Genomic DNA, 14,725 nt, shown 5'->3' on the forward strand with positions numbered 1-14,725 from the left:
TTGAAACCAGATCAGTGAAAATCTCGGGAATTGGGTAATATGCGGACATTACGCGGATGACGATGCGATGCGTTGGCGGCATGGTTTTGAGACGGGCTGTCCTGCTGATGGGACAGGCGGTTTAATTCGGCTGTCCGGTCGTGAATATGGGTGGCCATGACATGCGTCACGCCTTCTTTACTGACCTGTAATGTGCCTTCTACCAGCATTAGCCTTGCGGCCATGACTTCACGACGGAACCGTTCGAACAGGCGTGCCCAGATAACGATATTGGCGATTCCGCCTTCATCTTCCAGCGTTATGAAAATCGCATTGCCCTTGCCGGGCCGCTGCCTGACCAGAACCACGCCGGCCACTTTTACTTTCTGCTCATTCCTGCCTTTGGTCAGTGCCGCGCAGGGAGAGATCCCTTCGCGGTCGAAAACAGGGCGCAGGAAAGACATGGGATGGGCTTTTAGCGACAGACGAAAGGTTTGATAATCGGCCACGACCTGTTCGGAAAGTGACATGGCGGGAAGCCCGGCGGCCGGCTCTTCTCCCAGCTCGCGTGCTCTGGCCGCTGCGAAAAGCGGTAATTCATCCGGCGGAGTGCGGCGGGCTTCCCATAAGGCTTCGCGCCGTTCGAGACCGATGGAATCGAACGCATCGCCATCGGCTAGCAGACGCAAGGCCCGCTGAGGCAGTCCGGCCTTGCGGGCCAGCTGCTCGACACTGTCGAAAGGGCGCGTTCGCTCGATATTGTCTGCCCAGCTTTCCTTGAAGCCGCCAATCTGCCGAAAACCGAGCCGCAGGGAGAGACTGCCATCGTGCCGGCGTTCCGGTGCATTGTCCCAGAAACTGTGATTGATATCGATCCTGCGCACTTCCACCCCATGTTCGCGGGCATCGCGAATGATCTGTGCCGGAGCATAGAACCCCATCGGCTGTGCATTGAGCAGCGCTGCGGCAAAAACCGCCGGGTAACGACATTTGATATAGGCCGAGACCCAGACGAGACGGGCAAAGGCAAGAGCATGGCTTTCGGGAAAGCCATAGCTGCCGAACCCTTCGATCTGGCGGAAACAACGCAAGGCGAAATCCCTTTCGTAACCGCGCGCGGCCATGCCTTCGACCAGCTTGTCTTCGAAGTTTTCCATCGTTCCGAGATTGCGGAATGTCGCCATGGCACGGCGCAGACGATTGGCTTCGGCTGGTGAGAAATCGGCGGCGATGATCGCCAGCTTCATCGCCTGTTCCTGAAACAGAGGCACGCCCAGCGTCTTGCCCAGAACATTATGCAGCTCTTCAGGGTCGTGAGGCGGGGCAGGGGACGGGAAATCGACCGTTTCGGCCCCCTGTCTGCGACGCAGATAGGGATGTACCATATCGCCCTGAATCGGGCCAGGGCGCACGATGGCCACCTGAATGGCCAGATCGTAAAAATTTTTCGGTCCGAGCCGGGGGAGCATGTTCATCTGCGCGCGGCTTTCGACCTGAAATACGCCGATACTGTCACCCCGCTGGAGCATTTCGAACACATCGTCTGCCCGGTCGGGCACATTGTCGAGACGGTATTGTCTGCCGATATGGGTATCGATCAGATGAAAGGCCTTGCGGATACACGTAAGCATGCCGAGGGCCAGCACATCCACTTTCATCAGGCCGAGCGCGTCGATATCGTCCTTGTCCCATTCGATGAAAGTGCGATTCTCCATGGCGGCATTGTGGATTGGGACCGTTTCGTCGAGCCGGTCCTGTGTCAGCACGAAACCGCCGACATGCTGGGAAAGATGGCGCGGAAACTGCAATATCCGGGCTGTGAAATGGTTGACGCGGGCAATTTCGGGATTGCTCGGATCGAGCCCGCTTTCCGCGCTGCGTTGTTCGTTATAGCTCGATGAATGACTGCCCCAGACCGTGCTGGCCAGCCTTGCGGTGACATCCTCGCTCAGCCCCAGCGCTTTACCGACCTCGCGCACGGCGCTGCGCGGACGATAATGGATCACTGTGGCAACTATCCCTGCGCGATCCCGGCCATAGCGTTTATAGATATACTGCATCACTTCTTCGCGCCGTTCATGCTCGAAATCGACATCGATATCGGGCGGCTCCTTGCGTTCGGGCGAAATGAAGCGGGAGAACAGAAGATTGTGCTGCGCCGGATTGACCGCAGTGATGCCGAGCACAAAGCAAATCGCTGAATTTGCGGCCGAACCGCGCCCCTGACACAGAATATTCTGGCTCTGGGCAAAGCGCACTATATCATGCACGGTCAGGAAATAGGGCGCATATTGCGCGTCGGCGACAATCGCCAGTTCGTCATGCAGCAATTCCTGCAATTTTTCCGGAATGCCTTCGGGCCAGCGGTCCTGCGCAGTGCTCCAGACCAGCTCGGTCAGCCAGCCTTGCGGCGTGTAGCCGGGTGGCACGGGCTCATGCGGATATTCATAATGCAGATCCTCCAGCGTGAAGTGAATGCGGGACAGAAAATCTTCCGTCGCGGCGATGGCTTCGGGGGCCATGGCGAACAGACGGGCCATTTCCTGCGGAGGTTTGAGGTGCTTTTCGGCATTGGCAAGGAGTTTGCGTCCAGCCGCCTGTACTGTGGTCTTTTCGCGAATGGCGGTCAGAATATCGTGGAGGGGACGTGCTTCGGGAGAGCTGTAGAGGGCATCGTTAAGCGCAATCAGGGGAATGCCTGTGGCAGCCGATTGGGCCTGTAATCCGGCCAGCAGACGAGCGTCCCGCCCTTGCCGTAGCATGGTGGCGCCGAGCCAGAGACGGCCGCTGAAGCGTGCTGCAAGGCGGGTCAGAATCTGCGTGCCGGCTGGCGGAATGACGATCAGGTGCAAATCCTCATGGAAATGCAGCAGATCGGTCCAATGCAGAATGCAGTCGCCCTTTTCGGCGCGCATATTGCCGGTGGTGAGGAGACGGGTCAGGCGGCCCCAGCCATGGCGTGTGGCAGGGTAGGCCAGAATATCGGGCGTATCATCGGCAAAGACGAGCCTGGCACCGACTGCCAGTTTGAAATCCAGGGCTGTTTCGGTTTCAACACCTTCCTGTTCTTCTTCAAATTTCTCACGAATTTCACGCATAGCGACATGGGCACGAACAACGCCTGCAACTGTGTTGCGATCGGCAATGCCGATGCCGCAATGGCCAAGGATCCGGGCTGTGCGCACCATATCCTGTGGTGAACTGGCACCGCGCAGGAAGGAGAAATTGCTCGCAGCACTCAACTCGGCATAGCGGGTATCCGGACCGTTCATGCGAACTGTCCGTGAAGGTACCAGTGTGGCTGGTCGGTTTCGCTTCCATAGAGCCCGTGGCGGAAGAGCCAGAAACGGTGACCTGTCGTGTCTTCAACCCGGTAATAATCGCGTGTCGGGCCGTGCCCTTCCGGATGCTTCCACCAGGGATAGGCAATCCGTTCAGGTCCTTCATAAAAGGTGATGCGATAGGTGTTGCCACGCCATTGGAACAAGCGCGGCGGACCATCGGGCACCTGCGCCATCACCGTGACGCGCTGAGGCGGATCGAACAGGAAAAGCGGGCGCAAAGGAGGCTCGTCCGGCACGCGGTCGGGCCAGTGTGCAGGGGCACTGTCGGGAGGCGCAAGCATGGCGGCATATTCGGGCAAATGGGCATTCCGGGGGCGAAAAGAGCGGATGCTCTCAGCTCCGAAACGCACAGCCAGCCGGTTCAGCAAAGGGCGTGGATCAGGCCGGTCTGCCTGTTCGGTGAGTTTAGGCTGACCCTGTTCCAGCTTCTCGCAATGCGGCACGGCGAGGCGGATCATATCATAGCCGAAGCCGGGATCGAGCGGATCGGCCAGCGAGGCAATTCGTTCCCGGAACAGATCGGTTATGGCCGCCGGATCACGCAGGGGCAGGGCGCTGTCCACACCAAGCTGCGCCACATGGCCATCGCTGCGGAACAGGCTGACGGCAAAACGCCGTCCGCCCTGTCCCCGTTCGGTCAGAGTGATTTCAGATTCTTGTGCCAGATCCCTGATGACATCGAGCAGCGTATCAACCAATGCCAGCGGTTCAGGAAAACGTTTCTCTACCCAGACTGGAGCCGGCATCCGCAGCGGTGTGATATGCGGGTCTTCTTCTTCCAGCAAACGGGCAAGGCGGGTGGGTAAAGCCGTGCCAAAACGAGCGGCAAGCGGTGCGCGTGGACGGCTGGCAAGGTCCCCCAGTGTGGTTAGTCCGGACCGGCGCAAAGCGGCATGCGTATCGCTCTCCAGTTGCAGCGCTTCGACCGGCAGTTCATGCGGATGGTTTCTGCGGTAAAGCGCCAGTGCCAGTGCCGCATCGGGTGTGGCCCCCCAGGCTGTGCGGGTTTGCATCCCCCGACGCTGCAGACGATGCGTGATATCGGTTGTCAGATCCGCTTCATTCATGCCGAGCGTATGGAAACAGCCGGTCATATCCAGCAAGATACTATGCGGATCGGCCAGTGTGACCATAGGGGTGTAAAGCTCGCAGGCGAGGGCCAGCCGGGTCAGCCAGAAGTGATCGGTCTGGCTGTCCAGCGCAAAGGCCTGTAATTCGGGGATCTGCGCCCGTGCATCGGCCAGCATCATGCCACAAGACAGGCTCAGGGTATGAGCGGCCGGAGATAAAGCTGCGATACGCAGGGCACCGCGGATTTTCTCGGTCAGAACGAAAGGGGCGTCAGGCGGCGCGGTGCCTGCGCTGATCCGCCGCTCTGCCGGCAGAAAAGGCAGATGTACTGCGCAATAGCGGCGTTCGGAAAACAGCTTGCTCACGGTCCCATTCCAGTTGAACATGAAGCCCGTCCCGCCCGCCGCGCTGGCGCAGCAGACGCAGGTCGAAAACCGGCAGGCCGGGGGCATTGGCAGGAAGCGGCATGGAAGGCGCGGCGGCTACCTCCCAGCGTGTATGGGCACTGCTGGGAACAGGCTGCACCTGATGACGGGTGACGAGCACCATGGTTCCGCTTCGCTCTGCTGCCAGTGTCAGGCGTCGTGAAGCGGTGAGGTCGAAAAGCGGGCAGTGCCCTTGTATTTCCAGGATCACAGCGGCTGCGCTGCCATGGCGCACACAATCGGTGGAAGCTCGCAAAAGCGCTTCCCAATCGGGTAATTGCAGCAAAATCAGGCTGTTCGGATCGATGCCAAGATCATGGAGGCCCGGTCCATAGGGTTGCATTTTGAGTGTAATGCCCCGGCGCAGCCATATAAGGGGCCGATTTTCCTGTCGCGAAAGGTGAGCGAGCAGAAGAGCCATGGCCATGGCGGCTCCCCCATCGTCACGCGTAGCGGCGAAAAATTCGTGCAGACCATCACGCCGGAGCCCGCCATTCAGCCATTCATCAGCCTGCGCCACACCCAGAGCCGTTCGCCCATGCGGCGTGGACGGGACAGACTTCCCGCAGGAAGAGGAGAAGAGAACAGACGAATCACTCACGATGTTCCTATTATGTTCCAATCTGTTCCCGATGCAAGAGAGCAGGTCGGATCATAGGTCGCTCCGGCCCAATGGGTGCCGGAGCGGCAGCGAAAGAACGGTCTATTCCGGTGTGGTGACCTGAGGATCGAACTCTTCGAACATGATATCGGGGCGATTGGTGGTTATGGCGTCTATGCCGATATTGAACAGCAGCCGGGCCGTGCCCGGATCGTCGAGTGTCCAGGCGCCCAGCCTGAGGCCCTGTTCCTGTGCTTCGGTCAGATCATGCAGAGTGAAATCGGCATAATCCTGATCCCACCAGGCTGCGCCTTCCTCTTTCAGCACGTCTACTATGGAGCGGCCATTAAAACCGTTCAACCCGGTCATGCTGCGGGTAATCATGGCGGGATCGGCCCTGGCCAGCGGGCTGTTTTCCGCATGGGCTAGGGCGCGGTGAACATTCGAACTGAGGAAAGCGAGCGGAATGGAGGGATCGCGCTTTTTCACTTCGCGTAGTACATTCCAGTCGAAAGACAGGACCACCACACGGGCGGTAAAATCCTGTGCATGCAGAGTATCGACCACGCTTTGAGCAAGCTGCACCGGATCGCCGCTGACCTCCGGCATGAAAGGCATAGACTTGATTTCGAGCCACAAAATGCTGCGATCGTCATGCGCTCTCATCAGATCGATCAGCTCTGCCAGTGTCGGCACTTTCTCGCCCGGTGTCGGGACAAGATCGGGGTGCCTGGCGGCGTAAGCCGTGCCGGGTTTCGGCGTTCCGATATCGTAAGAACGGATATCGGCCAGCATCATGGATTTGATCGGCGTTTGCGGAGCGGAATAAGAGCCGTTTTTCTGGGCCAGATCGGCATTGAGTGTAAAGTCGTGATTGAGCACAAGCTGGCCGTCTGCGGTCAATTGCACATCGGTTTCCAGCCCGTCGGCACCGAGTTCCAGAGCCTTGCGGAAAGCACTGAGCGAATTTTCCACCCGCAGGCCCGAGGCACCGCGATGGGCGACGATCAACGGACGCCCCTGACGGGCATTATGGCCGAAATCGTCCTGAAATTCGGCTTCCGGCCGGGCAGACGCCTGCATTGTCATACCGGCACTGGCCAAAAGCGCCATGGCCAGAAGGGCGGGCCGATAAAAGGATAAATGCTGCACAATAACTCCGCTTTCGCATGATGGGTCTGTCACCCTCATGCCATGCGAAAGCGGAGCTTATGTGACATGCTGCATAAGGCTTTACAGGCTGTCATCCGATCCGATGGCGGAATAGAGCGTGAAGCGATTGCTGATGTCGAGCAATTGGGCCGCCACTTCGCTTCGTCGGGCGGAATAGAGTGTGCGTTGGGCCGTCAGCGTTTCGATAAAACCGGCGATACCGGCGCGATAGCGCTGTTCGGATAAAGACAGGCTGCGCTGAGCGGACGTTACCAGCCGTTCCTGTGCCTGCCGCTGATCGGTAATCGTGCCGCGTCGGGCCAGTGCATCGGCAACGTCGCGAAAGGCTTCCTGCACCGTTCGTTCATACAGCGCCACGGCGTAATCGCGCTGCGCCTTGGCATAATCGACATTGGCCCCTTGCGGGCCGCCGATCAGCGGGACACTGGCGCTGGGAGACGCAGTCAGGAATTGCGAATTCCCGTCAAACAGGGACGACAGGGCTGTGCTGGCGACACCCAGCGTGGCAGTCAGGCTGATCGTCGGAAAGAAAGCAGCACGGGCAGCGCCAATACTGGCATTGGCGCTTTTCAGACTATGTTCCGCTTCGACGACATCGGGACGTTGCAAAAGCACTTCGGAGGAGAGCCCGGCCGGAACGATACCGACCGAACTCTCCAGTTCATTCAAAGAGGCAGGCAGCCATTCTTCCGTCACCGGAGCACCGACCAGCAATTCCAGCGCATTGCGATCCTGCGCCACCTGTGTGGTATAATCGGCGATATCCGATTGCGCCTGAGCCAGCACGGTTCTGGCACTTTCCACATCGGCGCCTGCCCCGAGACCTGAATCGAGCAATTCCTGATTGAGTGTCACGCTACGTTCGGCGCTGGCAGCAGTGTCCTGCGCAATGGCGAGCAGATCCCTGTCGGCTGCCAGTGTAGCATAGGCTGTTGCCGTTTCAGCGACCAGTGAGAGGCGGGTTGCCTGCATCCCGCTTTGCGTGGCCAGATAGGCTTCGAATTGCGCTTTGGTCTGATTGCGCAACCGGCCGAACAGGTCGATCTCGAAAGCGGAAAAGCCAATGCTGGCATTATAGCTTTCGCTATTGACCGGCACGCCGTTATTATTGTCGCGATCGGTAAAGGAGGCTGACCCGTCGGCCGTCAGGGACGGAAACAGATCGGAGCGCTGAGCGCGATATTGCGCACGCGCCGATTGCATATTGGCCAGCGAAGCCTGCAAATCGCGGTTGTTTTCCAGCATCTGGCCAATGACATGGCGCAGTTTCCGATTGGCAATCATGCTGCGCCAGGGAAGGCCTGCTTTGCCACTCAGGGCCGGATCATATGCGGCACCCTGCGGCCATTCGGGAGCTATGGGTGCAGCGGGCCGCTCATATTGCGGGCCCATATTGCAGCCCGAAAGGAGCAATGCGGTGGCGGTCAGGATCAGCCGGTATCGTTTCACGATGCAGCCTCCGCTGAAGATTCGTCCGGACGACGATGGAAAATTTCCGACACCGCCATGAAAAACAGGGGGACATAGAAAATGGCGATTACAGTGGCTGTCAGCATGCCGCCAATCACGGCCGTGCCGATGGCGATGCGGCTCTCCGCGCCGACTCCACTGGCCACTGCCAGCGGAAGCACGCCGGCAATAAAGGCGATGGAGGTCATCAGGATCGGGCGCAGACGCAGCCTGGCACCTTCCATCGCAGCGTGAAGCAGATCCTTGCCTTCCTGCCGGGCGGCTTCGGCAAATTCGATAATCAGAATGGCATTCTTGGCGGCCAGCCCGATCGTGGTAAGCAGACCGACCTGAAAATAGATGTCATTTTCCAGTCCGCGCAAAGTCATAGCCAGTACCGAGCCGATAATGCCGAGCGGCAGGACCAGAAGAACGGCCAGCGGAACCGACCAGCTTTCATACAATGCGGCAAGGCACAGGAAAACCACCAGAACCGACAGAGCATAAAGGAACGGTGCCTGTCCGGTCGATTGATTTTCCTGATAGGAGACGCCGCTCCACGCATAGCTGGTGCCCGGTGCGATTTCTCGCTGAAGCCGGACGATTTCCTGCATGGCATCGCCGGAACTGACGCCGTCCGCACCTTGCCCTTCGATCGTATAGGAAGACAAGCCGTTGAAACGGGCGACCGAGTTCGGCCCCTTTTCCCATTCGGTTGTCGCGAAGGCGGAGAAGGGCACCATATTGCCATTGGTGGAAGAGCGGACATACCAGTCGTCAATATCGGAAGGGGCCATGCGCGAACTGGCTTTGCCCTGTACATAGACGCGTTTCACACGGCCGCGATCGACAAAGTCGTTCACATAGCTGCTGCCCCATGCGGATTCGAGCGTGTCGATCACATCGGCTTCGGCAAGGCCGAGGACTGCCAGCTTTTCTTCATCAATATCGACGCGCAATTGCGGGGAATCTTCCAGTGAAGCCATGCGCACCTGCACCAGTTTGGAGCTTTCATTGGCCGCGGCGATAAGTTTATCCCGCAAGGCGGTAAATTCATCGCGCGGCATACCCGAACTGTTCTGCAATTCGAAAGAGAAGCCGCTCGACTGGCCGAGACCGCGAATAGCAGGAGGGACCATCGCAATCACCTCTGCGTCGCGAATATGGCTGAAGGCTGCCATGGCCCGGGCATTGATGGCTTTGAGCGAGCTGTCGCTGCTGGTTCGTTCTTCAAAAGGTTTGAGTCCGATAAAGCCCATACCGGCATTCTGACCCTGACCGTTGAAGCTGAACCCGGTTAGCACCATGCCCAGACGCACATTGTCTTTCTCGTCCTCATAATAATGCTTCTCGATCTGTCTGCGCACGGCATTGGTTCGCTGAACGGTGGCGCCGGGCGGCAGCGTGTACATCACCATGGCCTGCCCCTGATCCTCGGACGGCAGAAAACCCGTCGGCAGGCGCACGAACAGCACCGCCATCAGCACCACGATCAAGCCGTAAACACCGAAATGGAGAAGGCGCTTCCGGGTGACGCTTTCCACCCCTGTCAGATAGCGCCGGGTGTTACGATCAAACCAGCGATTGAACTTGCCGAACAGGCCGTGGCGTTCCAGCGGATCGTGATTGCCCGGTTTCAGCAATGTTGCGCATAAAGCAGGGGAAAGGATCAGCGCTACCAGCACCGATAACAGCATGGCCGAAACGACGGTGATCGAAAACTGGCGATAAATCACTCCGGTCGATCCGCCGAAAAAGGCCATTGGCAGCATCACTGCTGAAAGAACCAGCGCGATCCCGATCAGTGCCGAACTGATTTCCTCCATGGAGATGACGGTCGCTTCTCTCGGTCCGACCTTCTGTTCGGTCATGACCCTTTCGACATTTTCCACCACCACGATGGCATCGTCCACCAGCAAACCGATGGCCAGCACCATGCCGAACAGGGTCAGCGTGTTGATCGAATAGCCGAAAGCCGCCAGCACTCCGAACGTACCCAGCAGCACTACCGGTACGGCAATGGCCGGGATCAGCGTAGCACGCCAGCTTTGCAGGAAGACGAACATCACGATTACCACCAGAATGATGGCAATCACCAGTGTTTCGATCACTTCATGGATCGACTGTTTGACGAAATCGCTGCTGTCGCGCGGAAAGGCGACATGATAGCCATCGGGCAGGTTGGTCGATAATTCCGCGACTTTCTCCCGCACCGCCGCTGCGGTCGCCAGTGCGTCCGCGCCCGGAGCGAGCTGGAGCGCCATGCCCGAAGCCGGGTGGCCGTTAAGCTGGGCGGAAAAATTATAATCTTGCGATCCCAGTTCCACCCGCGCGACATCGTCGAGATGAACCACCGAACCGTCGGACTGCGTCTTGAGGACGATATTGCGGAACTGTTCCGGCGTGGTGAAGCGGGACTTTGCCTTGACCACGGCATTCAGCATCTGATCCTGTACCGCCGGCAGAGCGCCGAGCTGGCCGGCAGAAACTTCGGTATTCTGTGCTCGAATGGCCGCTTTTACATCCGACGGCATCAGATTGACCGCAGCGAGCTTGACCGGATCGAGCCAGATACGCATTGCATATTGCGAACCGAAAACGCGCGATTGTCCGACGCCGTTTACCCGGCCTACCGGGTCCTGAAAATGGCTGACCAGATAGTCGCCAATATCGGCGGAACTGCTCTTGCCGGTCGTATCGTAAATCGTGACCAGCATCAGGAAGTCCGATGCCGATTTGGTGACCGTCACCCCCTGTTGCTGCACGGCGGAGGGCAAGCGCGAATTGGCTTGCTGCACCTTGTTCTGCACCTGCACCTGCGCGACGTCTGGATCGGTTCCTTTGTCGAAAGTCACGCTGATCGACACACTGCCCGAACTGCTCGATGACGAAGAGAAATAGAGCATATTGTCAATGCCGGTGAGCTGTTGTTCGATTACCTGCGTGACGCTCGATTCCAGCGTATCGGCGGAAGCGCCGGGATAATTCGCCCTGATATTGACGGTGGGTGGTGCAATATCGGGATATTGCGCCACCGAAAGCGACATGATCGCTCCGATACCGGTCAGCATAATGCCAATGGCGATAACCCAGGCGAAAATCGGCCTGTCGACAAAAAAGCGGCTGATATTCATTGGTTTATTTGCCAGCCTTCACTTCAACGGGTTTGACTTCAGCCCCTGCGCGAACCTTGTCGGTTCCCTCGACGATCAGGCGGTCGCCTGCTTTCAGGCCATCGGTGACGATCCATTTATTGCCCATCGCCTGCGCGGTTGCGACCGCGCGGCTGACGACCTTGTTATCCTTGCCGATGACCAGTGCCGTACCATTGCCCTTTGCGTCGCGGGAAATGCCTTGCTGCGGTGCGAGAACGGCATCGGGCACTACGGCCTGCGGTGCAATCACCCGGGCGAACATGCCGGGCAGCAGCACGCCTTCAGGGTTGGGGAAACGGGCGCGCAAAGTTACGGTGCCGGAATTTTCGTCGACATCCACTTCGCTGAATTCGAGCGTGCCGGGAAGCGGATAATCGGAACCGTCTTCCAGCACCAGATTGACCGTCGTACTGGCGGGCATCACATCGCCATCGGCAAGCTGGCGGCGCAATCGCAGTAATTGTGCGCTCGATTGGGTGATATCGACATAGATCGGATCGAGTTGCTGGATAGTCGCGAGCGGGTCGGTCTGATTGGCTGTTACGAGCGCGCCTGGTGTAAAGCTGGATCGCCCGATCCGGCCCGAAATCGGTGCCAGAACGCGCGTATATTCGAGATTGAGATTGGCGGCGCGCAAATTGGCCCGATATTGGTGTAGCGTAGCTTCGGCCTGTTTGGCTTCGGCGAGCGCATCGTCAATATCCTGCTGGCTGACCGCTTCGCTGCCGACCAGTGTCTTGTAGCGGGCGGCCCGCGCTTTGGCCGTTTCAAGCGTCGCCTGCGCGCTTTCGATCTGTGCTGCAATCTGATCGCGCGCGGCGGAATAGCTGCGCGGATCGATTTGATAAAGCTGCTGCCCGGCGCGCACATAGCTGCCTTCTGTAAACAGGCGTTTGCGGATCACTCCATCGACCTGCGGGCGCACTTCTGCGCGCTTGGTTGCTGTGACCCGACCGGTAAGATTAGCGGTCAATGTCGCATCGCTGCTTGTCAGTGTGACATAGCCCACTTCCACAGGCCCGCCATCGCGATCGCTCTGTGTGTCGGAACATGCAGAGGTCAGAACCAGAAGTGCGGCCATTGCACCGGCAAAATAGGAATGTCTCATGCCTGACCTATTGCGGTGCAGCATATTGCATTCCATGCGATTGAGGTAAGGATTTGTACGGGATATAATCGGCCCGGTAGCCGCCAGTAGCCCGACGTATCATTTTGTATCAGCGCAGGGACTTTACTTCTTATGCCAGTTAGTTGGCGAAGAATGAATCTTCATTCAACCTCGACGGGCAATATTCTTGTCGTTGATGACGACCCTGATATTCGCGAACTGATCATGGAGCAGCTCCGGCGCGAATCCTACACGGTAAGGTCGGCATCCAGCGTGCAGGAAACCCGCGATCAACTCGCTGCGCATCCAGCCGATGTGGTGGTGCTCGATCTCAATCTGCCCGATGGGGATGGGCTGACCCTGTGTCGCGAATTGCGGGCGGACGGATTTGCCGATGCGGTTATCATGGTAACGGCGCGCGACAGTGCGATCGATCGCGTATTAGGGCTCGAACTCGGGGCTGATGACTATCTTACCAAACCTTTTGAACCACGTGAGCTAACTGCCCGTATTCGCAATCTTTTTCGGCGCATGAGCGGCGGGGAGGACGGGCGTCCGCGCAATGCCCGTTTCGCATTGTTCGGGTCATGGAAACTGGACCTTTTACAACGTCGGCTGGTCACAGAGGATGACCGGCTGGTTATGCTGTCTTCTTCTGAATTTCGCTTGCTCAACCGGTTTATTGAGTCCCCCAAAGAAGTGCTTTCGCGCGAAATGCTGCTACCCGAAAGGGCCGCTACCGTGGCCTTTGACCGTTCGATCGATCTTCAGGTCAGCCGGTTGCGGCAGAAACTGACAAGCGAACCGGGCGGAGCCGATCTGATCGTTACCATTCGCAGCGAAGGGTATCTTTTTGCGACCGATGTTCGGTTCGAATGAGCGGTTTCTGGCATCGTCTGAAAGGCTATTACGCTTCCCTTTCTGCCCGCATGATGCTGCTTCTCACCATCGGGATTGCGGGGGCTTCCATCACCTCGCTGCTGGTAGCCGAATATGTGCGTCTAAAAGGGGTGGAGCAGCTTCAGTATGAACAGGTGGTCACCAGTAGCCTGGACATGGCCAATCGCTTTTCCAGAGCCCCTGCGGAAACCGAGAGGCTGCTTGACGACCATGCGCTTTTCGGGGTGCGTCTGTCTTTGCCCAATGCAGATAAAGCCAAAGCAAATCCGAAGCTTGTTCGTATGTTTGAGCAAGCTTTCGAAAAATCGGCCCAGCCGCATATCCAGCGTGTCACCAGCGATTGTTTCGGGGGGATGTTCGATCCGGTCAACCGGGTGGCCGGGCTGGGAGCAGCCCCCGATGTCGAATGCTGGGATGTCAGTTTTCGCGACGCCAACGGGATTGAGCGCAATATCCTGATCAACAAGCCGGTCCTCAAATTTCCCCGCAGCGCGACTCTGGAGCCGATCTATCTGATCCTGCTGGTTGTCGCGAGTGCGCTTCTGTCCTTTTTCGTGGCCCGTCTGACAACCGTGCCGCTGCGCCGCCTGACATCGGCTGCGCGCCGCTTCTCTCTGTCGCAAGACCCCGAACCGATCGCCGAAACGGGGCCTGCGGAAGTGCGCACTGCGCTGGCCACCTTTAATCTGATGCAGCAACGTGTGCGGGATGGTTTTCGCGAAAGAACCCAGATGCTCGCAGCTATCGCGCATGATCTGCAAACACCGATGACCCGGCTGCGGCTGCGGCTGGAACGGGTGCAGGATGACGAATTGCGCGACAGGCTGATTGCCGATCTGGCCGCGATGCAAGTTCTGGTGCGCGACGGGCTTGAACTGGCTCGCAGTTCGGAAGCGCGCGAGCCATGGTCTACAGTCGATATCAATTCGCTCATCACCAGCCTTGCCGAAGATGCTTATGAACTGGGCGCCCCTGTCACATTGGCCGAATCCTGTTCGGTCATTGCCCGTGTCAAGCCGGATGCCTTGTCGAGATGCCTGAACAACCTTATTGAAAATGCTGTAAAATATGGTGGATCGGCAGAAATATTCTGCCGTACCTCCGGTGACATGGTCGAAATCATAATCCGAGATCACGGGCCGGGTTTTCCCGAGGGGCGGATCGAGGACATGCTGGAACCCTTCGTCAGGGGGGAAAGCAGCCGTTCCCGCGAAACCGGAGGAACAGGGATCGGTCTGGCTATCGCGCGGGCGCAGGCACGAACCTTCGGGGCTGTCCTCTCCCTGGCCAATCATTCCGAGGGCGGGGCTGTCGCGAGCTTGCGCTTCCCTTTCCTCAGGCCCGATGAACAACCCGGTCACAAAACCTCGTCATGATGATGGTCGCTACATAAAAACCGTTGATTCGGGTGCTTTTTCAGGAAGCTGGACGGAGGGTCTCGGCTTTTCAGAGAGTTGCCCGTTTACGATTGACACAGCTGTTCAATCTTCCAAGGATAGGGCCTTAATTGTCCCGCCACG

At 58.3% G+C, this 14,725-nt stretch carries 9 protein-coding genes; 2 read left to right on the top strand and 7 right to left on the bottom strand.

Annotated features, from left to right (window positions below; translation table 11 throughout):
* Positions 1–11: 11 nt before the first annotated feature.
* The 7 genes from D6851_RS00435 to D6851_RS00465 all read right to left on the bottom strand — a co-directional run bounded on the left by D6851_RS00435 (position 12) and on the right by D6851_RS00465 (position 12,305).
* Positions 12–3,251 (bottom strand): error-prone DNA polymerase, encoded by a 3,240-nt coding sequence (locus D6851_RS00435; RefSeq protein WP_120322922.1) that lies wholly within the window; start codon positions 3,249–3,251, stop codon positions 12–14.
* The gene (locus tag D6851_RS00440) at positions 3,248–4,759 is read right to left on the bottom strand and encodes a Y-family DNA polymerase (protein ID WP_238473870.1); all 1,512 of its coding nucleotides are present in this window, start codon (positions 4,757–4,759) and stop codon (positions 3,248–3,250) included. The genes D6851_RS00435 and D6851_RS00440 overlap by 4 nt, the downstream gene beginning before the upstream one ends.
* Positions 4,665–5,420: an ImuA family protein gene (locus D6851_RS00445; RefSeq protein WP_147395394.1), complete on the bottom strand. Its 756-nt coding sequence runs from the start codon at positions 5,418–5,420 to the stop codon at positions 4,665–4,667. The genes D6851_RS00440 and D6851_RS00445 overlap by 95 nt, the downstream gene beginning before the upstream one ends.
* Before the next feature lie 102 nt (positions 5,421–5,522).
* Complete coding sequence (locus D6851_RS00450) at positions 5,523–6,572, bottom strand: glycerophosphodiester phosphodiesterase family protein (protein WP_183029924.1); 1,050 nt, start codon at positions 6,570–6,572, stop codon at positions 5,523–5,525.
* 81 nt (positions 6,573–6,653) lie between these two features.
* Complete coding sequence (locus D6851_RS00455; RefSeq protein WP_274379030.1) at positions 6,654–8,042, bottom strand: efflux transporter outer membrane subunit; 1,389 nt, start codon at positions 8,040–8,042, stop codon at positions 6,654–6,656.
* A complete protein-coding gene (locus D6851_RS00460) occupies positions 8,039–11,176 on the bottom strand; it encodes an efflux RND transporter permease subunit (protein WP_120322926.1) in 3,138 nt (1,045 codons plus the stop codon). Before D6851_RS00460 ends, D6851_RS00455 begins: the two co-directional genes overlap by 4 nt.
* Positions 11,177–11,180: 4 nt before the next feature.
* The gene (locus D6851_RS00465) at positions 11,181–12,305 is read right to left on the bottom strand and encodes an efflux RND transporter periplasmic adaptor subunit (protein WP_238473871.1); all 1,125 of its coding nucleotides are present in this window, start codon (positions 12,303–12,305) and stop codon (positions 11,181–11,183) included.
* A 153-nt stretch (positions 12,306–12,458) separates the two neighbouring features.
* Between D6851_RS00465 and D6851_RS00470 the strand changes: the two genes are divergently transcribed.
* Both D6851_RS00470 and D6851_RS00475 read left to right on the top strand, forming a co-directional pair.
* On the top strand, positions 12,459–13,184 hold the full coding sequence (locus D6851_RS00470) for a response regulator transcription factor (protein WP_120322927.1): 726 nt from the start codon (positions 12,459–12,461) through the stop codon (positions 13,182–13,184).
* Complete coding sequence (locus D6851_RS00475) at positions 13,181–14,581, top strand: ATP-binding protein (protein WP_120322928.1); 1,401 nt, start codon at positions 13,181–13,183, stop codon at positions 14,579–14,581. Before D6851_RS00470 ends, D6851_RS00475 begins: the two co-directional genes overlap by 4 nt.
* The last annotated feature ends 144 nt before the right edge of the window (positions 14,582–14,725 follow it).

This window comes from Altericroceibacterium spongiae (genome assembly GCF_003610805.1).
Classification (GTDB): Bacteria; Pseudomonadota; Alphaproteobacteria; order Sphingomonadales; family Sphingomonadaceae; genus Altericroceibacterium; species Altericroceibacterium spongiae.

Excerpts from the sequence above, each read along its gene's own strand:
- D6851_RS00460 (WP_120322926.1), bottom strand. The coding sequence starts at position 11,176 with ATGAATATCAGCCGCTTTTTTGTCGACAGGCCGATTTTCGCCTGGGTT.
- D6851_RS00470 (WP_120322927.1), top strand. The coding sequence starts at position 12,459 with ATGAATCTTCATTCAACCTCGACGGGCAATATTCTTGTCGTTGATGAC.
- D6851_RS00435 (WP_120322922.1), bottom strand. The coding sequence starts at position 3,251 with ATGAACGGTCCGGATACCCGCTATGCCGAGTTGAGTGCTGCGAGCAAT.
- D6851_RS00465 (WP_238473871.1), bottom strand. The coding sequence starts at position 12,305 with ATGAGACATTCCTATTTTGCCGGTGCAATGGCCGCACTTCTGGTTCTG.
- D6851_RS00475 (WP_120322928.1), top strand. The coding sequence starts at position 13,181 with ATGAGCGGTTTCTGGCATCGTCTGAAAGGCTATTACGCTTCCCTTTCT.